Source organism: Devosia crocina (assembly GCF_900116545.1).
GTDB classification, from domain to species: Bacteria; Pseudomonadota; Alphaproteobacteria; order Rhizobiales; family Devosiaceae; genus Devosia; species Devosia crocina.
Genome location: NZ_FPCK01000001.1, coordinates 1,094,926 through 1,112,720, shown reverse-complemented (window position 1 = coordinate 1,112,720; position 17,795 = coordinate 1,094,926). Strand labels below are relative to the sequence as shown.

General features: G+C 61.0%; 17 protein-coding genes and 1 other RNA gene. 7 read left to right on the top strand and 11 right to left on the bottom strand.

All coding sequences use genetic code 11. The annotated features are described in order from the left end of the window. Positions 1-59 precede the first annotated feature (59 nt). The 7 genes from BM364_RS05180 to BM364_RS05150 form a co-directional block, all read right to left on the bottom strand. A complete protein-coding gene (locus BM364_RS05180) occupies positions 60-584 on the bottom strand; it encodes a dihydrofolate reductase (protein ID WP_092421777.1) in 525 nt (174 codons plus the stop codon). Beyond that, the gene (locus BM364_RS05175; protein WP_092423899.1) at positions 581-1,066 is read right to left on the bottom strand and encodes a GNAT family N-acetyltransferase; all 486 of its coding nucleotides are present in this window, start codon (positions 1,064-1,066) and stop codon (positions 581-583) included. Before BM364_RS05175 ends, BM364_RS05180 begins: the two co-directional genes overlap by 4 nt. Positions 1,067-1,077: 11 nt before the next feature. Beyond that, complete coding sequence (locus BM364_RS05170) at positions 1,078-2,085, bottom strand: DUF4424 domain-containing protein (protein ID WP_092421774.1); 1,008 nt, start codon at positions 2,083-2,085, stop codon at positions 1,078-1,080. Between the two features lie 78 nt (positions 2,086-2,163). Further along, positions 2,164-2,493, bottom strand: coding sequence for a nucleoside triphosphate pyrophosphohydrolase family protein (locus BM364_RS05165; RefSeq protein ID WP_175528469.1), 330 nt, complete (start codon positions 2,491-2,493; stop codon positions 2,164-2,166). Further along, positions 2,490-3,284 carry a thymidylate synthase gene (locus BM364_RS05160; protein WP_092421771.1) on the bottom strand — a complete coding sequence of 265 codons (795 nt, stop codon included), beginning with the start codon at positions 3,282-3,284 and terminating at the stop codon, positions 2,490-2,492. Before BM364_RS05160 ends, BM364_RS05165 begins: the two co-directional genes overlap by 4 nt. 88 nt (positions 3,285-3,372) lie before the next feature. Further along, positions 3,373-3,927: a YkgJ family cysteine cluster protein gene (locus BM364_RS05155; protein ID WP_139232486.1), complete on the bottom strand. Its 555-nt coding sequence runs from the start codon at positions 3,925-3,927 to the stop codon at positions 3,373-3,375. 55 nt (positions 3,928-3,982) lie between these two features. Continuing rightward, positions 3,983-4,513, bottom strand: coding sequence for a thermonuclease family protein (locus tag BM364_RS05150; RefSeq protein WP_175528468.1), 531 nt, complete (start codon positions 4,511-4,513; stop codon positions 3,983-3,985). Between the two features lie 54 nt (positions 4,514-4,567). On the opposite strand from BM364_RS05150, the gene ssrA reads away from it, so the two are divergent. The 3 genes from ssrA to BM364_RS05135 all read left to right on the top strand — a co-directional run bounded on the left by ssrA (position 4,568) and on the right by BM364_RS05135 (position 5,774). Beyond that, positions 4,568-4,924, top strand: a transfer-messenger RNA (tmRNA) gene (gene ssrA, locus BM364_RS05145). A 117-nt stretch (positions 4,925-5,041) separates the two neighbouring features. Then, complete coding sequence (locus BM364_RS05140; RefSeq protein ID WP_092421765.1) at positions 5,042-5,533, top strand: SspB family protein; 492 nt, start codon at positions 5,042-5,044, stop codon at positions 5,531-5,533. Positions 5,534-5,540: 7 nt separating this feature from the next. Continuing rightward, a complete protein-coding gene (locus tag BM364_RS05135) occupies positions 5,541-5,774 on the top strand; it encodes a ribbon-helix-helix domain-containing protein (RefSeq protein WP_092421762.1) in 234 nt (77 codons plus the stop codon). On the opposite strand, the gene BM364_RS05130 is transcribed toward BM364_RS05135, so the two are convergent. Beyond that, complete coding sequence (locus BM364_RS05130; protein WP_092421759.1) at positions 5,758-9,381, bottom strand: AsmA family protein; 3,624 nt, start codon at positions 9,379-9,381, stop codon at positions 5,758-5,760. The genes BM364_RS05135 and BM364_RS05130 overlap by 17 nt on opposite strands. Before the next feature lie 315 nt (positions 9,382-9,696). On the opposite strand from BM364_RS05130, the gene BM364_RS05125 reads away from it, so the two are divergent. The 3 genes from BM364_RS05125 to BM364_RS05115 all read left to right on the top strand — a co-directional run bounded on the left by BM364_RS05125 (position 9,697) and on the right by BM364_RS05115 (position 14,767). Further along, the gene (locus BM364_RS05125) at positions 9,697-12,030 is read left to right on the top strand and encodes an ATP-dependent helicase (protein ID WP_244542773.1); all 2,334 of its coding nucleotides are present in this window, start codon (positions 9,697-9,699) and stop codon (positions 12,028-12,030) included. Positions 12,031-12,108: 78 nt separating this feature from the next. Further along, the gene (locus tag BM364_RS05120) at positions 12,109-13,854 is read left to right on the top strand and encodes a GGDEF domain-containing protein (RefSeq protein ID WP_092421753.1); all 1,746 of its coding nucleotides are present in this window, start codon (positions 12,109-12,111) and stop codon (positions 13,852-13,854) included. A gap of 43 nt (positions 13,855-13,897) precedes the next feature. Next, complete coding sequence (locus tag BM364_RS05115; RefSeq protein WP_092421750.1) at positions 13,898-14,767, top strand: 50S ribosomal protein L11 methyltransferase; 870 nt, start codon at positions 13,898-13,900, stop codon at positions 14,765-14,767. Positions 14,768-14,958: 191 nt separating this feature from the next. Here the strand turns inward: BM364_RS05115 and BM364_RS18745 are convergent, their stop codons facing one another. Continuing rightward, complete coding sequence (locus tag BM364_RS18745) at positions 14,959-15,090, bottom strand: hypothetical protein (protein ID WP_268905699.1); 132 nt, start codon at positions 15,088-15,090, stop codon at positions 14,959-14,961. 118 nt (positions 15,091-15,208) lie between these two features. Then, on the bottom strand, positions 15,209-15,343 hold the full coding sequence (locus BM364_RS18740) for a hypothetical protein (RefSeq protein ID WP_280140621.1): 135 nt from the start codon (positions 15,341-15,343) through the stop codon (positions 15,209-15,211). A 107-nt stretch (positions 15,344-15,450) separates the two neighbouring features. Between BM364_RS18740 and BM364_RS05110 the strand changes: the two genes are divergently transcribed. Next, a complete protein-coding gene (locus BM364_RS05110) occupies positions 15,451-17,265 on the top strand; it encodes an aminopeptidase P family protein (RefSeq protein WP_092423893.1) in 1,815 nt (604 codons plus the stop codon). A gap of 52 nt (positions 17,266-17,317) precedes the next feature. On the opposite strand, the gene BM364_RS05105 is transcribed toward BM364_RS05110, so the two are convergent. Then, positions 17,318-17,782, bottom strand: coding sequence for a DUF3828 domain-containing protein (locus BM364_RS05105; RefSeq protein WP_092421747.1), 465 nt, complete (start codon positions 17,780-17,782; stop codon positions 17,318-17,320). Positions 17,783-17,795: the final 13 nt, after the last annotated feature.

The following is a 17,795-nucleotide window of genomic DNA, read 5'->3' as shown; positions in this document are numbered from 1 at the left end:
TTCCTTTCGGCTTTTTCGAAATCTGGTTGGAACCATATATAAGCAAGCGCCCAATGCGATCAATGCGCGGCAGGCCGGCGCCGCTCGTAGATTGAAATCGTGTAGCTTGCCTGGTCCTTTTCGTTCGGCGTTACCTCGGGATGGCCGGTGATCTCCCAGATTTCGGGGTCGATGACCGGGAAATGGACATCCCCTTCCGGGGTGAGGCGCACATGGGTGATGTAGAGCCGGTCGGCCACCGCGATCGCCTGCGCGTAAATGTCGCCCCCTCCGATCACCATGATTTCGCCGGTTTCGGCAGCTTCGGGCAGGCTAGAGGCCTGACGAAAGCCTTCCTCTAGGTCGTGCACCACCAAGGCGCCTTCGACTTCATAATCGCTTTGACGCGTAACGACGATATGCGGACGACCTGCGAGCGGCTTGGGGAAAGTCTCGAACTGCTTGCGCCCCATGATCATGGGCTTGCCCATCGTCATGCGCTTGAACCAGGCAAAGTCTGAGGGGATGCGCCAGGGCATATCCCCATCACGGCCAATCACACGGTTTTCGGCAACAGCCGCTATCAGGGAAATGCGCTGCTTCAATGCCGGCCAAGCGCAAGCAGCGCTTCCCCGTCAAGCCGCACCTTGGTCCATTCGTCCTGCATGATGCCGCCCTGTCCTTTATAGAACTCGATGCTCGGCTCGTTCCAGTCGAGTACCCACCACTCGAAGCGCCCAAGCCCTTCGCGGACACAGCGGCGCGCCAAATGAATCAGCAACGCCTTGCCGAACCCCCTGCCCCGCATCGTGGGATCGACGTAAAGGTCTTCGAGCCAAATGCCGTGCCTGCCCTGGAAGGTGGAATAGGTATAAAACCAGAGCGCGAAGCCGACCGGCTCGCCCGCAAACTCCGCGATCTCGCAGAAAACCTTGGGCGTCGGACCGAAGAGGTCCCGCAGGATATCGGCCTCGGTCGCCTTCGCCTCGTGGGCAAGCTTTTCGTACTCGGCGAGCGCTGCGATGAGGCGCACGATCAGGCCCGCATCTGCAGGGATTGCGGAGCGGATGGTCAGGTCTTGGTCAATCACGGAAGTCGTCACATATCCGGTTGGCGTTCGAGGATGAGGATGTTGAGCTCCTGCTCGGGCCAGAAATCGGTTCTAACCATTGCAAAGGTCGTAGGTCCGATCTTGCTGACCCCTTCGCCACAGAAGGACACGAGGTTTTGGGGGCTTCCCTTGTCGACGACTAGCCGGAAGTTCTCAATGGCGCCACCGGCCCAATTGCCGCCCGTGGTCAGAATGTAGGAGATCCAGCTCTCGTAAAACGGTGCGGACCACGGCTCGTTGGGGTCGCGCAGCGACTTGCGCACAGCGGCCTTGAAGGCATCGTCGGTGCAGTAGCGCGTCCTGTACTCCTCGGCCGGATCATATCCCTCGAACGGCTCGGAAAGAAGAGCGACACCCACTGTGCCGCCAACGCTTGGCACGTAGCGGTGCTCGACCGTTACCGTCTCCCCGGCCGGGAACGTCGCTTCCCAGGTATAGGTCGCCTTGTAGGTCCAGCTTGGCCAATAGCGGGTTTCCCAACCCTCGCCCATGTCGAACTCGTCGGGCATCACCAGCCCATAAAAGAGCAGCTTCTCGAGTTCTTCAGCCCCAAGAGCTGCAGTCTTCTCGGTGGCTGCATCTCCCATGGGATAGAGTGGCAGGTCGAGCTGGCGCAGAAGCTTGGTGCGGTCGACGCCGGATGCATAGGCATATTCGTGAAGCTCCACAGCAACGGGTTCGCCATTGAAGGTGGTCTCGAATTCGAAGAGGTTGTCCTCAGGCCCCGTGGGATACGCCACGGGCGAAAAGTGATCGGGAACGATCTCGGGCATGGGAAAGGCCACAAGGATCGAATGGTCCTCCGTGCCATCGTTGCGGAACCGGTAGGTAACGCGGATTTCTTCGCGCGAAATGAACAGTTCCTCGCTCTCCATGGCGATCTCGCCATGGCTGACGAACTCGAGGCCGCCCGTCGTCATCTGTGCCGTGGTGTCATTGGCAAACACCGGCACGGTGCAAGAGGCTAGAAATGCAACCCACCCGATCAAACGCATCGATCCGTCCCATTCCTCAACAAAAACAGATGTCTAACTTTGAAACCGGACTCTCCAGCCGAGCTTGAGCGTAGCAGTTTAACCGCTTTCCGTGTCGGGGCGAAGATAGGCGAACCATTTCCGTTCGAGCGCCGCGTCAAGGTCGATGCCGTTGTGCTGGGCATAAAGCAGAAGAAAGGCGAGCAGGTCTGCGGCCTCATCGTTTCGAGCCGCGACGATTGCTGCTTCATCGAGACCCTTTTGCCGGCCGCGACCGGTCAGGCGCAGGTGTTCGGCGATCAGCTCGCCCAATTCTTCCTGCATCTTGAGGGCAAACCAGTCATCATCACGCCGCACGCCGGTTTCGCGCGCATACATGTCCGACACCTGGGACACGAGCGCGGTCAGTTCGGCAAGAGAGCGCGTCATACCGAAACGTCGGCTTTGATGTGGGGATGAGGATCGTAGCCCTGGAAGCTGAAATCCTCGAAGACGAAATCTTCAAGCCGTTTGCGCTCCGGGTTCATCACCAGCTTCGGCAAAGGCCGGGGCTCCCGCGTCAGCTGCAGGCGAGCCTGCTCGAAGTGATTGTTGTAAAGGTGCACATCGCCAAAGGAATGGACGAAATCACCGACTTCGAGGCCAGTCACCTGCGCCATCATATGCGTGAGCAGGGCGTAGGAAGCGATATTGAACGGCACGCCAAGGAACGTGTCGGCGGAACGCTGATAAAGCTGGCAGCTCAACTTGCCATTGGCGACATAGAACTGGAACAGGCAGTGACAAGGCGGCAAGGCCATGTCGTCGACCTCAGCCGGGTTCCAGGCGGAAACAATGTGGCGGCGGGAATCGGGCTTGTTGCGGATGGAGTCGACCACCGCGGCGAGCTGATCGATATGCCGGCCTTCGGGCGCGGGCCAGCTGCGCCATTGGGAACCATAAACGGGGCCGAGATCGCCATTCTCGTCCGCCCACTCATCCCAAATCTTGACGCCCCGCTCCTGCAGCCAGCGCACATTGGTTTCGCCGCGGATAAACCAGAGCAGTTCATAGATGATGGACTTGAGGTGCAGCTTCTTGGTCGTGACGAGCGGAAAGCCCTCGGCAAGATCGAACCGCATCTGATAGCCGAAAAGGCTGCGCGTGCCCGTTCCGGTTCGATCCGACTTGTCGGCGCCGTGTTCAAGAATATCGGACAGAAGCTGAAGATAGGGCTGCATCCCTCAAGGATAGAGCGATTCGCGTCCACTCCGAGCCCGCTGCAGCAACTGTGCACAGGTCACGCGAAAACCCGCGCCGGGGCAGCAGTTAAGCCCGCAAATGGCTGAGCATGGGCGTGCTGTCCGCTTCCCATTCATGGGTGTTATCGATGTGGGCAAGCGACCAGGCGAAGAGCTTTTGCATCTCCCGCAGGTCGCGGGCGGCGACCGCGTCTACGAGAAGTTCATTGATCCGCATCTTCGCTGGCAAGTGTGCAGGCGGGCCAAGCCGCTCGAACTCCACTCCAATGTCTGCCTCGATCCACCCCCCTACCGTCGCCGCGAACTCTTCGGATACAAGGAACGGCGACAGGCGCAGGATCAGCAGGGTAACCGCGTTGTCCTCGAAGGATTCAGAGCGCAGCACGATGCCGCTGTTGTTCGGATGCCACTCCGGGCCGAGTTCGGGCAGGAAAAACCATCCGCAGTAGAAGCCTCGGCATACCGTGGGGCGTGCGGAATAGACGGAGCACCCGCCGCCTTCCACGCAGTGCACACAAAGCGTATTGGCCGGCTTTCGCAGCTCTTCGGAATGGATCGGGGGAAAGGCACAGCAGGCGGTGCAGCCGTCGCAATCCCTACCGCTTATTGGTGACAACGCCATGCCGAACGCTCCTTCTGCCCGAAATGAGCGCAAGGCTCCGGCATTGTCCAGTCTGTCAGCACCAGTTCTCGCGGTGGCCACGCCAAGGATGGGCCAGTCCTTCGCTTACGAGAACATCGCCCAGCGATCGGCCATTGCGCTCGACCACGCGGAGTTTGCGCCCATATTGGTCCTCGTCCCTGCCGGCGCGTACAAGATCGAAATCGCCTGCGCTGAGAAGCTCGCGGAGGCGGTGTTGTGCAAGCCGGCCAAGCTGAGCTTCCTCGGAACAACTCGGCTGGCCGATCTCGGGCGTGTTGATATCGGCGATGCGAATCTTGACCCCATCAAGCCAGAAGGTGTCGCCGTCGACCACGCAAGTCTGCCGGTTTCGCCCGGCGCAGATAGGAAAAGTCTGGCTGGCCACTGCCCAACCCGATTCGCCAAGAAGCCGCCCGGCCCATCCGCTTTCGGTTAGCACGACCGCCCCGATCCCACCCACTGCTGCGGCCATTGCCAGGGAAACCGGGAAGAACAGCCGGCGCGCTCTGTGGCGCCACCCGCGCTTGCCAATGTTCTGCCGGATCGTATCGCGCGAAAAAGCCATGTGCACCCTCTTTGGAGAGGATGGACGGGAGGCGTTAAGGCGAATTGAACGGAGACATTTGCATCTGCCGGATGGCTCACCTATATAGGGTGTGCCCGCAAGGGCTATGGCGATAAACTGTCATTGTAATAAACCCATCGGACCCGGGGGCAGTACCCGGCGTCTCCACCATCTCCCCTCTCTAAGAGGAGCCAATGGGGACGAAACAGGATCGACGAGGGCGTAAAGAGTGTGCTTTCGCTCGGCATGGTACCGCCGTTATCGGGCTAAAACTTATAGTTGCTAATGACAACAATAAGGCTCCGGTCGCTCTCGCCGCGTAAGCGGTGCTAGCACTGGGAATTAAAGTCCTCCACTCCTAGCCGGGTGGCAGGCGGGGTTCGCAGGCACCTGGCAACAGAAGCCTGCACTCACTTTTCCCGTCCTGCTCAGCTGACTTGTTCGCCTTTGTCCTTGAATTCTTCGGGAACGTAAGGCTGATATGGACCGTTCGGATTCGAACGGCATAGCGACGACCAAGGGACGAAAATGGCCGAAGATCACCTGCGTTACGACATTCTCGCCCAGGAAGCCCTGCGCGGCGTCGTTCGGAAGGTGCTGGCCGAGGTTTCGCGCACCGGCCTGCCCGGCGAACATCACTTCTTCATTTCCTTTGCGACACGCGCGCCTGGCGTGCGGCTGAGCGAGAAATTGCTCACCCAGTACGACAAGGAAATGACCATCGTGCTGCAGAACCAGTATTGGGACCTCAAGGTCACTGAGACAGGGTTCGAGGTCGGCCTCAGCTTCGACGGCGTACCGGAAGTTCTGGTTATCCCCTTTGCTGCCATCAAGGGATTCTTCGATCCCTCCGTGCAATTCGGTCTGCAGTTTGACCCCGCCACAGCGCCGCGAGAAGACGGGTCCGAAGAAGAAGCGGCCGATGCCGCCGCCGAACGCACCGAAAAGGGCGACACGGATGCTGGCGAGCAGAGCGGCGAAAAGGTCGTGAGCCTCGACGCCTTCCGCAAGAAGCCCTGACAAAAGCATGCAGAAGCGATCCTTTTCGATCGCAGGACATCGCACATCCATAGCGCTGGAACCGCAGTTCTGGGCTGGGCTGGAGGACATCGCGGCACGCCGCGACCTCAGCATGGCCGCACTCGTGCGCGAGGTCGACGAGAGCCGGGAGACGACGAATCTTTCGTCTGCCCTCCGGCTTGCGGTTCTGGCCTGGTATCGGGATGGCGCCGCCGCAGCAGCGGCTAGCGCGGAACGTTGACCGGTTCGCCGCCGAAAACGTTGAACGGCGGCGGATAGGTGAGATCAAGCGGCGTGCCGGACGGCGCGACTGGATTTGCAGGGGGCGCTGGTTCAAGCGGCCCAAGCACTGGAGGCGCCTGCTGTTCCGCCGCTTGCCGCGCTGCCTCTTCTGCTGCTGCCCGGGCGGCCGCCTCTTCGGCTGCCCGGCGCTGTTGTTCGGCGATCAGCCGATTGCGCTCCTCGGCGGCCGCGCGCTGCCGCGCTTCATCCTCAAGTTGCAGGGCTTCAAGCCGATCGACCTCCAGTTCGTTGGCCCGCACCTGCACGGCCGCTACCATTTCCGAGGTGTCGATGGACAATTGCGGGGCCGCCAGCGTTCCTGTCAGCCGCGCAAGCACACGCGCATTTTCTCCCTCGATCAGCCCACTGGGATCGGCAAAGCCGCGCGGGGTGAGAACGAATAATCCATCGAGGCCAAGAGTTGGGAAGGCCAGATTGACTCCGCCTGCCAGGCGAGCCCCACCACCATCCACAAGCAGATTGCTGAGGCGCAACGTGCCGCCTGCGATCCGGAATGCTCCCGTAGCGGTGGGCGCCGCAAAGTCGCCTTGGGTCAGAGCCTGATCGATCAGGATCGTCAGCACGTCCGTGTCCATGTTGAGAACATCATCAAGCGCGGAAACCGTGGGATAGACCTCGGGGCTGAGCCGCGGAATTCTCAGATCGCTCAGCGTGAGATTGCCCTCGCCGGCGAGACTGGCGGCGATGTCCGACAGCGACGCGCCCGTGCCTTCAAAGCTGGCGCTCCCCGACACGCTGCCTGAGACTCCGGACATGGCGGTCGGCGCCAGGGCGTCCACAGCAACATCTTCAAGCGTCAGCCGGCCGGTCAGTGTACGGTCCAGCAAGGGGCCGGAGCAGCATTGGCTAAGGGTGCCAGTAAGCCTGCCACCACCGATCGAGCCGCTGAGGTCGGCGATCGCGAGCGTCTGCTGGTCCCAGTTGAGCGTGAAACCGGCATCATCGAGGCGCGCTTCGCCGAAGTCGATCTCCCGCGCCGTCACAGCGATGCTGCCGCGGGTAGATCGAGGACTCGTACTGCTCGCGAGCGGCCCGTCGGGCCACGAACCGCCTCCGGCCACCAGCGCCGCAGGCGAAAAAACGGCAGCGGCGAGCCCCTCGATCGGGAGCGTGTCAAACTCCAGAGCACCCTGGATGCTAGGACGCTGGGCCACGCGTTCTATCGATACTTCGCCTGAAAAGGCCGCAGCGTCCGTTTCCCCCACAAGGCTCGTCACCGCAATGGACTGGAGGCCATAGAAATCGAGGCTGCCCGTGGCTTCGAAGCCCCCGAGCCCGATGCCGGTACCGCCCACAAGATCAGCCATGCCGGAGCCATCGGTGAGCGACAGTTCGATCATCCCGGTGCCGGTCAGTTCGCCCGATGGCAACAAGGACAGTTCGCCGGAATAAGCGGCCAGCTCGCCAGACTGGCTCAGGGACAGCCGGGTATCGAACCGCGTCTCGGCAGACCCTTCCGCGAAAAGGCTGAGCAGTGCCTCGCCAGAAGCGGCAAAGGGCGCGGTCTCGGCGAGGCCGAGCTGGCGCATCAGGCCGGCCGTGTCGTCTGTTTCCAGTGAACCGATGACGCGCACGCGATCAGCGCCAAGGCCGGAAAGGCCTCCTGCCATCTCGAGGGAAAGCTCGAGCCGTGAACCGGCGAGGTCTCCGCGAAGCGCCAGAAGCTGTGCTTCTGCCGTGTCATCCTCGGACAATTCGACCTCGAGCGCCGCCGGAAGCGATTGCGAGAAGCCTGTTTGCCAGACCGCAGGGACGCCCAGAAAACTGTAGAGCCGCGCCAGAGCCGGCGCATCGGAGCGGTCGACTTCGAAGCGACCGGCGCCGGTGATCACTGGTGCTGCAAGCGTGCCGCGGAGCTGCCCACTCGCATTGAGCGCAATGCCGCCCCAATCGGAGCTGACAAGCCTTGAGAAGCGAAGGCCGGAGGAAGACCAGTTGCCCTCGGCCTGGAAATCGGCCGCCTCAAGACCCAGCACGCGAATGGCCTGGCTGCGAAGCGAGAAGCTGCCCTGGGGAAAGCTCACGCCAAAGGCGGCGTCTGATGCCGGATCGGGGAAGATGGCCGACAGGATAGCGCTATCGCCCGGTGCAAGAGCGTCCAGCCGCCCCACGAGATCGAGACGAGCCTCCTCGCCAAAGCCAAGCCGGGCTTCCACCGCATGGGTCTTGCCGTTGAGGCTCAGCAGGCCATGGGAAAAGCCAAGCGCGTCGCCTGCGAGCATCAGCTGGCCGGAGAGCTGTGCAGGCACGTTGAATAGCGGGCTATCTTCACGCGCCCGCCGCCAAAGCTGGCTCAAGGCATCAAGCCGGGTCGTGGTGAGCTCGACATTCCCGTTGAAGCCCAGAAGTCCCCCATCATTGCGCAGCGAGCCCGACAGCGTGAGCTTGGAATTACCAGGCAAGTCCGCTTCGGCTCGGGTCAGGGTCCAGATCATGCCATTGGTCGTGGCATCGATCCGCACATTGCGAAGCCCTGCGCCACGAAGGCCGATCTCCGCAAGATCGACACCGATCTGGCCCGGGATCGGCGGAATGGGCGGCGCAGGCAGTTCGCCGAGAAGACGCACCAGCTCATAAGGCATCTGGCTCGCATCTTCCTCGGCATCACGCGGGGGCAGATTGAACACACCGCCCGATACCACCGCTTCAAAGCTGTTGCGCGCGCCAAGTTGCACGCTTGCAGCACCAGTCAATCGCACACCGGCGCGGTTTTCGTCCGGAACCAGCGTGTAGCCATTGAGAACGATGCGATCGGTGGAAGCGGCGATCTTGCTTTCAAAAACCAGATTGCCCCGGATCTGCTCGGCGCGCGCTGCAGCCGGCGGGGATTGACGCAGGACCACGGTTCCATCGAACTTGGGCGCCGGTCCGGTCTGCATTGCGCCATCAAGCGTGAACGAGCTCGAACCGGAAGCATCGGCAATGAAGGCAGACACGCGGCTCGAGCCAGCCTCGTCGACGACGCCGCTATTAAGGCGCAACGCATAGGCCTCCCCGTCATAGATCGCATTGCCCTGAAACTGGAAAGGACCGGCAAAACTGCCAAGGCGCAGGTCCCCATTGACTTCGGAAAGGCTATAGCTATCGCCGGAGCGGCGATCGATGAGGTTGATTTCGCCCTCTTCGATCCGGGCCTGCTCAAGGGCGACACCCTGCCCCGCGCCTGAGAGATCAACGCCGCTGACAAGTAGGCCGTTTTCGTCGAGCTCAAATGCAATGGACGGCGATTTCATAACGAGCGCCGAGAGATTGTAGCGGTCACGCAGGAAGTCGAGCAGAGCGAAGCGCGCCTCGATACTGCCAACGGTCGCGACCGGTGCGTTTTCTGCTCCCACGACGACATCGGCAAAGGAAAGACGGGGCTCGGGCAAGAGGGTGAAGTCGATATCGCCGCGTATATGGACGTCAGTGCCAAAAACACTTTCGGCAAGCACTTCCATGCGGTCGCGATAATCCCCCCAGTGGATGAAGCGCGGCACGATGAATGCGCTCGCCAGTGCCAGAATGGCGAGCAGCCCAACGACGATGTATATCCTATTGAGCACGGCTTTTGGTCTGCCTCAGAGTCTTGGCGCGAAGTGTAGGCACTTGCTTTGCCCGTGCAAGGGCGGGCACGCTATATCTTGCATCAGAATGCCACTTGAGCGCGCCAAATAGTGGAAAGCTCGCTCGGTTGCGAGCAGGACGGGTTCACAACCACGATACATCGATAGCGACTGGCGGTCCTCACGCTTTACTGACTCCAGCTCTGCGCTTCTATACACCGCGGCCTGCGATCCCTATATTGCAGACGAGAACAAAAGAAGATTCGTCAAGGCTGGACCGCGTCACCCCAAGCGTGGCCCATGGATTATTTGCGCATGGCCGATACTGCTCCCCTGCCCCGTCCTGTTGGCGGGCCGATCACCAGTCAATTGAACCGGCAGGCACCGGACTATCTTGCTGGGCTCAATCCGGAGCAGCGCGACGCAGTCTTGACCACCGAAGGACCGCTTCTGGTGCTGGCGGGCGCCGGCACCGGCAAGACGCGGGTGCTGACGACGCGTATCGCTCATATTCTCAACCAGCGCATGGCCTGGGGGAGCCAAATTCTGGCGGTGACCTTCACCAACAAGGCTGCCAGCGAAATGAAAAGGCGCATCCACGAGATCGTGCCCAATTTCGATGGCTTGCCATGGATGGGCACGTTCCATTCGGTTTCGGCCCGTATCTTGCGAGCGCATGCAGAGCTTGTCGATCTCAAGCCGGCTTTCACTATTCTGGATACAGACGATCAGATCCGGCTGATCAAGCAGTTGCTTGAGGTCGAGAATATCGATGAAAAGCGCTGGCCCGCGAGGCAGTTCGCCGGCATTCTCGATGCCTGGAAGAACCGTGGCTGGCTGCCCAAGGACGTGCCCGCCTCGGAAACGGGTCACTTCGCCAATGGCAAGGCCGGAAAGCTCTATTACGATTATCAGGCGCGGCTGAAAACGCTCAATGCCGCCGACTTCGGCGATCTGTTGCTCGAGTGCATCCGGCTTTTCCGGGAAAATCCGGAAGTGCTCGCCGAATATCACCGCAAGTTCAGATATATGCTCGTGGATGAGTATCAGGACAGCAACACCGCCCAATATCTGTGGCTGCGTTTGCTGGCCCAGGGCAAGCCTGCTCCCGAAGCCAATATCTGCGTTGTGGGCGACGATGACCAGTCGATCTACGGCTGGCGCGGCGCGGAGGTGGACAATATCCTGCGCTTCGAAACGGATTTCCCTGGCGCCAAGGTCATCAAGCTTGAGCGCAATTACCGCTCGACCGCCAATATCCTCAAAGCCGCATCGACGCTGATCGCCTTCAACGAAGATCGGCTTGGCAAGACGCTCCACACCGATATTGCCGAGGCCGGCGAACCGATTTCCTTCACCCAGGTCTACGATTCCGAAGAGGAGGCGCGCACTGTCGGCGAGGAAATCGAGCAATATCAGCGCCAGGGAGAGTCACTCAACTCGATCGCCATTCTCGTGCGGGCATCATACCAGATGCGCGAACTCGAAGAGCGCTTCATCACGCTCGGCCTCAACTACCGTGTTGTCGGTGGCCCGCGCTTTTACGAGCGCAAGGAAATCCGGGACGCGCTCGCTTATCTGCGGCTGGTGGCTCAGCCGGCCGACGACCTCGCGTTCGAGCGCATCATCAACGTGCCCAAGCGGGGCCTTGGCGATTCGACGGTCAAGCTGCTGATCGAGGCCGCACGGCACCAGAATGTGCCTCTGCTTTCAGCGACACGCATGCTCACTGAAACAGAAGAGCTCAAGCCCAAGCAGCGTTCGACCCTGCGCGCTTTGGTGTCGCAATTTGATTCCTGGGCCTACCGCGCCGAGAACCTGCCGCCTTACCAGCTGGTCGAGCAAATTCTTGAGGAATCGGGCTATATGGACATGCTGACGGCCGACAAATCGGCGGAGTCGCAGGGCCGCAAGGAAAACCTCAAGGAACTCAGCCGTTCCATGGAAGAGTTCGAGTCCCTTGGTGGCTTTCTTGAGCATATATCCCTCGTTATGGATCGCGACAGCGCCGATGCGAGCGATGCGGTGACCATCATGACGCTGCACTCGGCCAAGGGGCTCGAATTCAACACCGTCTTTCTCACCGGCTGGGAGGAAGGCACTTTCCCCAGCCAGCGCTCGATGGACGAAAGCGGCAAGGCCGGGCTCGAAGAGGAACGGCGCCTTGCCTATGTCGGCATCACGCGCGGCCGCAACCGCGTCCGTATCTCGGCGGCGCAGAACCGCAGGATCCACGGTCTGTGGCAATCGGCCATGCCTTCGCGCTTTGTCGACGAACTGCCGCCCGATGCCGTGGTGGTGACCGATCGTGGCTCCGCTTATGGCGGCTATGGCTATGGTGGCGGCGCAACGAGCCGCTTCAACAAGGCCGATCCGTTCGAAAGCCTTTATGAGACGCCCGGCTGGCAGCGCGCCCGCGCCAATCAGGCAACGCGTAAGGGCAGCGGCCCATTGACCATCGAAGGCGAGTTGGTCGCCCGGTCAGTGGACCTTGGCGGGCAGTCGAGCGGCTACAAGGTTGGCGAACGCGTGTTTCACCTCAAATTTGGCTATGGCGAGGTGATCAGCGTTGAAGGCAACAAGCTCACGATCGATTTCGAAAAGGCCGGCACCAAGAAAGTGCTCGAGAGTTTCATCCAGCGCGGCTGACCGCGCAAGCCGTTAACCACGCACGTTCACCTGTTGTCAGATTTCCCTGTGCCATCACTATCGGATCAGGGGACCGACGTGTTTCGCATTCAACAACTTCAGTGGCTTGGCATCGGCGTGGCTGCAGTCGGCTGTGTGCTGCTGGGCGCCGCCTCCACCATGTCGAACCTGGCGGAGCATGACCGCCACAGGCATGGCGCAAAGGAGCTGGCCCGGTTCGTCGTGCTGCTCGATGCAGCCAACGCGGTATCGGCAGAACGCGGCCCATCCAACTCCGCGATGGGCGCTGAGCGCTCACAAGCGGGTCACATGAATCAGGTCCTTGCCGTGCAGCGCTTGCAGACGGATAGGGCTATCGCCAAAGTGGCGGAAGAGTACCACTCGTATATGGCAACCGAGGACGGCGAAGCTGCCTTTTCTGCCCTCATGTCCGAGCTTGCCCAGGGACGCGCCGCTGTCGATGCTGTGACGGCAACGGACTATGACCAGCGCACGACGGAACAGGCAGCTACGGCAATCATGTCGATGTTTGACGCCGCCGATCGCGCCGCCGAGATTCGCAACATCGTCAGCGACTATATCGTGGCCCAAGTGCCCCAGTTGGCCGGCGAGATCATGCTGGCCAATCACGCCAGCGCCTTACGCGAGCATGAGGGCCGGCTTGGATCCTACGTAGTGCTGGCGCTGATGTCCGCGCCCAATCAGGACGAGCGCTTTACCCAGCTGATGGGGCAGAGCGAGGGGATCGTCCACAGCCTCTGGATGACTGGCCTGAGTATGGCCGACGACCTTCTCGGCACGCCTGCGGTCAAAGCCTTGATCGAAGATGTTCAAGCCGACTTTTTCCAGGGCTCGCTGGTGCTGGCTCATGAGACCATCGAAAAGCATGCCGGACAAAACACCCTCTCACCCTGGGATTTCACCGCAAAGTTCATGCCGGGGCTGCGCAGTTCCGAGCTGTTACGCACCGCAATCGTCGAAGCCGCAATCGACGCGCTCGATGCCGATGCAGACAAGACTATGCGGAGCGTGATCAATTCCGTCACCCTGACGACGCTCGTGCTCCTGGCGCTGATCTCGGCCGCTATCTTGCTGCGCAGAATGCTCTTCGCGCCCCTGATGCAGCTACACGAGCATGTTCTGGCTCTCGCGCGCGGCGATCTCGGCGAACCGGCGCCCATAGGCGGCGTGGCCCGGGAAGTTAGCGATATCGCCGACGGGCTTGCTACGCTCCGCAAGCACCAGGCCGAAAAGCGCGCTCTCGAACAGGAGCAACGTCAGCTCAACCGGCAGCTGCGCCGCATGGCCGACACAGACACCCTGACCGGGCTGCTCAACCGGCGGGCTCTGCTCAACCGTGTCGATGCGATCTTCAGGCGTGCAGACCGGATCGGGGAGAGCGTTGGCGTCGCGCTTTTCGACATCGACCACTTCAAGGCGATCAACGACACCCATGGCCATGCCGTGGGCGACGAAGTGCTGGCCGGCGTGTCCCGGCTGATCAATGGCGCGCTACGCACTGGCGATGCCCTGGCCCGCATCGGCGGAGAAGAATTCGTGCTGGTGCTGCGCCATGTCGATGAAGCCAAGGCGATGGACCTGCTCGAGAACTACCGGCAATTGCTGGAAACCACCGCCGTCCAGCGCAAGATGGGCATCAAGGTCACAGCCAGTTTCGGCGTTGCCATACGCCAAGCCGGCAGCCGCTTGAGCTGGGACGAAATCTTCTCTATCTCGGACCAGAGGCTTTATGTTGCCAAGGGCAGCGGCCGCAATCGCGTCATAGCAAGCGGCTATTCCTCCGCAACGCGGCGCCGCGCCTGATCGGCCTGCCTCACTTGAAGCCATTTCTTTCACGGGAATTTCCATGTCGGTCGACCAGCTCTCTGCACCTCTTTCCAAGGAACAGGCCTACGCCCTGGTCGATGCCGTAATGGAGCGCGACGATCTGGCGTTGACGGCCTCGGCACACGAAAACGAGGAAACAGGCGAGTGGTTTTTTGAAGCCACCTGCGACAGCCCGCCGGATGTCGACGCCTTCGTGGAACTCGCAAAGCAGGTGCTGGGCGGGGCAGTCGATTTCTCCGTCGATGCGATCGACCCTGAAATCAATTGGGTCGCCAAGTCGCTTGAAGGCCTTGCCCCGGTTATCGCCGGAGGCTTCTATGTCTATGGCAGTCACGAAAGCGCGCCTGTGCCCGAGGGCCTCACACCGATAAAGATCGATGCTGCCCAAGCCTTTGGCACCGGCCATCACGAAACGACTACCGGGTGTCTGGAGGCGATCGAGATGCTTCTCAACCACACGACGCCCAAAGCCATGATCGACATCGGCACCGGCACTGGTGTTCTCGCCATCGCCCTTGCCAAGCGCGTCGGGGGCAAGGTCCTTGCAACCGATATCGATCCTGTTGCGGTCACCACCACGATTGAAAACGCGCAGGAAAACGGGGTTGGCGAAAACATCGATGTGGTCGAGGCGACAGGCCTCGACCATGCCGAGATTACGGCCCGCGCACCCTATGATCTGATTGTCGCCAATATCCTTGCAGGTCCGCTCACCGAGCTTGCGCCTGGAATGGGCGGCATCGCCCAGAGCGGGGGCACTGCCATTCTTTCGGGCATTCTCAACACCCAGGCCAATGGCGTGATCGCTGCCTATGAAGCAGCAGGGTTCCGGCTGGCAGAACACCTGGTTCGCAAGGACTGGTCCACGCTTGTGCTGCAGCGGCGGTGAGCCGATCGGTTCTTCAGCACTTGCCGGTCGCGACGGCGCCTGGCGCTGCGCCGTCGCTGATGGCACGCGCTCGTGTTGCTTTCTCCTGAAGCGAAAAGAGCGCCTCGTGGACCCCGGCAGACGCCCAAAAAAGCAAAATCCCCGACGCGAGCTCCGGGGATCGTCAGATCGTCGTAGGTCCTAGCTGCCGCTTACGGGCGCTTGGTGACGGCGCCGATCAGCTGGTGCTGCATGCGGTAGCTGACCTGGCGTGAGGCTTCGCGACCACGAGCGTCGATCAGACCACCCAAAGCGCTGCGGAAACCATTCTTGCTCTCAGTCATCTTCAACTCCATGCGACGCAGGGTCTATTGCCGAGCGTCTGGTTGGGTTTTACCGATTCTTTCAGCCCTGCGTTAGGGGCTTGTCGGCAGACCAGCCATGCCGATTGCGCAAGGCAGATTAACGGTCCGTATTCTTGTTGCGCAGGTGAGCGTGAGTACGCTCGAACTCGGCGACATAACGCTGGGCCTGACGCTGACGACCTTCTACAAGTGCGTTGAAAGCGCGGCTGATAAGGTTGTTTTGCTTGTCCATTTTCATCTCCATCGTCTTGACCATAAGATAGTGTCTGATCGCGCGATAACCAGCGCCAATCCCTCAACGCAGCCATGCCCGCGATGCACCCCGGCCAGGAAAGCTCCATGACGTCTCAGTCCTTCCCGCCCACCAAGTTCCAGAGTTTTGAAGAAAAGTCCGACCCTTCTCAGGTGGCGCCGCGGCTGGCCGCATTGCGCAAGGCAATGAAGGCAGCCGGTATCGATCACTTCCTCGTCCCGCGGGCGGATGCGCATCGCGGCGAGTCCGTGCCTGCAAGCGAGGCGCGTCTCGCCTATCTGACGGGTTTCACGGGCTCGGCCGGTCTCGCCGTGGTGGGCCTCGACAAGGCGCATCTGTTTGTTGATAGCCGCTACACGCTCCAGGCACCCGCACAAACGGACACAGCGCTGGTCGAGGTCCATGAGGTGGCAAGCTTTGCCATCGACGCCAGGGCACTCGTCGCCAAAGGCGATGTGGTAGCTTACGATCCTTGGCTCCATACGCCCACCGAAATCCGCGACCTCGCCGAAAAGCTCAAGGGCCATGCCAAGCTGGTGGCGCGCGACAATCTGGTCGACGAAGTCTGGGACAACCGCCCTGCCCCACCAGTTAGCGCAATCGAAATCTTGGGGGACAATCGAGCTGGCCGTTCGGCAACCGACAAGATCACGGAAATCCAGAAGACCCTGGCCGATGACGGCGCCGATGCTGTGGTGCTGACGCTGCCGGAATCGATCTGCTGGCTCCTCAATATTCGCGGCCGGGATGTGCCCAACACACCTTTCGTCTTGGGCTTCGCCGTCGTGCCGAAAAAGGGCGAGCCGACGCTGTTTCTCGATGCGGCCAAAATCACCGACGAGCTCGAGAACGCACTTGCGGGCGTTGCCACTATTGCAGCTGCCAAAAAGCTGCCCAAGGCGCTTGAAAAACTCGGCAAGTCGGAAAAGACGGTGATGCTCGACCCCGCCTCTGCGCCGGCGGCGGTTGCCGAATTGCTGATTGAGGCCGGAGCAAGCCTGGTCGAGAAGCGGGACCCAGTGCTTCTGCCCAAATCGCGCAAGAACGAGGCAGAACTTGCCGGCATGCGCGAGGCGCACCAGCTCGACGGCGTGGCGCTCGCCAAGTTCCTCTCCTGGTTCGATGCCGAAGCTCCCAGCGGCGAGCTGACTGAAATCGCCATCGTAACCGCTCTCGAGGCCTTCCGACGCGAGGAAGAAAGCTGCGTCGATGCAAGCTTCGACACCATTTCCGGCGCAGGACCGAACGGGGCCATCGTGCATTATCGCGTGTCTGAAAAGACCGACAGGCGCCTCAATGCCGGCGAGCTGATGCTGGTCGATAGCGGTGCGCAATATCTCTCGGGCACCACCGACATCACCCGCACGCTCTTCACCGGTTCAGCAACACCGGAACAGAAAGACCGCTATACGCGTGTGCTTAAAGGTATGATCGCCGTCTCCATGGCGCGTTTTCCCAAAGGCACGAGTGGGGCGCAGATCGATGTGCTGGCGCGTCAGTTTCTTTGGGCCGATGGCGTCACATACAGCCACGGCACCGGTCACGGCGTCGGCGCCTATCTCGGTGTGCATGAAGGGCCCATCGGCATTTCTTCGCGCTACACGCTGCCGCTCGAAGAAGGCAATGTGCTCTCAAACGAACCGGGTTTCTACAAGGCAGGCGAATATGGCATCCGTATCGAGAACCTGCTGGTGGTCAAACAATCCAGCTTCCCCGGCTATCTTGAATTCGAAACGCTGACCCGGGCACCCATCGACGTGCGGCTGATCGACATGGCGCTTCTGACCGAAGCGGAGCGCCAGTGGCTCAACGCGTTCCACGGCGAAGTGTGGAACGATATCGGCCCACGCCTGTCAGGCGCCGCCAAGGACTGGCTGCACGCAGCAACAGCGATGATCTAGCAAGTCCTCAAGTTCCCGCGCCTTCGGCGGAAGCGACGGCGCGGGATCTGGCCTATCGATCAGCCCTGGCCTCGGCGAAAATCTGGCTGAGCCGATAGGGATGCTCGGCATCTTCGTTGGCGACATCATCGATCAGCCAGCTGCCGTTCTCCCTCACCAGGTCGTAGATGATATCCCGCGGTTCACCGAAATTGGTGAAGCTCACCACCACCTGAGCTTGGTCTCCTTCGATGATCGGATCGCCGATCGAGAAATCGGCTATCATGAAGTCCTGACCGTCCACATAGGGGTCGAACTCGATGGCGCCGATATCCCCCTCTTCGGTGCTTTCGGCATCTTCCTCGTAAAGCGCGTTCAGCGCATCTGACCGGAACGCCGCTTCGTTCTCAGGAATTTCGTCCGCCAGGTATGGGGCATAAAAGGCTGCAATCAATTCCTGCGGCGTTTGGAACGGCTGTGCGACGGCCGGCAGGCCGAAGGCGGCGACAGAGGCAAGGATAGCGAGAAGCAAACGCATAGCAGTCTCCAGT